This window comes from Microvirga soli (genome assembly GCF_016734765.1).
Lineage (GTDB): Bacteria > Pseudomonadota > Alphaproteobacteria > Rhizobiales > Beijerinckiaceae > Microvirga > Microvirga soli.
Genome location: NZ_JAERQE010000169.1, coordinates 1 through 602 on the forward strand (window position 1 = coordinate 1; position 602 = coordinate 602).

Annotated in this window: 1 protein-coding gene; it reads left to right on the forward strand. The window is 62.5% G+C overall.

The annotated features are described in order from the left end of the window. Positions 1–91: 91 nt before the first annotated feature. The coding region (locus JKL45_RS29710) for a hypothetical protein (protein WP_201865378.1) at positions 92–602 on the forward strand (511 nt) is incomplete at its 3' end.

Sequence of the window (602 nt, forward strand, 5' to 3'; positions counted from 1 at the left end):
TATTGATCAAGCCCACCCGAATCTCCGCACCCGCCTCGAGTGGATCTGGAGGCATGGCCACCTTGTCGATGAAGCAGGCAAGGTGCGTGCCTTGGCTGATGCTGTTTTCATCCTCACCACCGAGCTGGCTCAGGACAAGATCGGTGAGATCGCCCGCAGCGAGCCGGATCCGGCCCGCTTGCATGTCGAGTGCCTCAAGGCCCTCGTCGATGCCGGCTTTCCAGCTTCGCTCCTCAGACACGTCGACTTCGCCTTTGGCCTGAAGCGGCTCACTGGGGGCGAACTGATGCGGGCCTACTACGAGCGCCTTGCCGCTCTGGTGGCTTCGCATGGGCTGGTTCTGGAGGAAGGCGGGCTTGATGCACGTATCCTTCTTCAGGCCGTAGACCCGACAGCTGAGCCCGTCGTCCCGGATCTCCTGTTGCCGTGGAATAGCCTCTCTGATCGCCTGGCACACTTCAGAACCGCCGGCGCTTATATGGTCAGGCTCATCCTGGAGGATGAGTCCATCCGCGTTGCACCAGTCGGAGAGGGGAGACCACGATGGGTGTTGGACGACGGTTCCGACGGCGCTCCGGATCTCTCCGCCGACGGGGATGCCA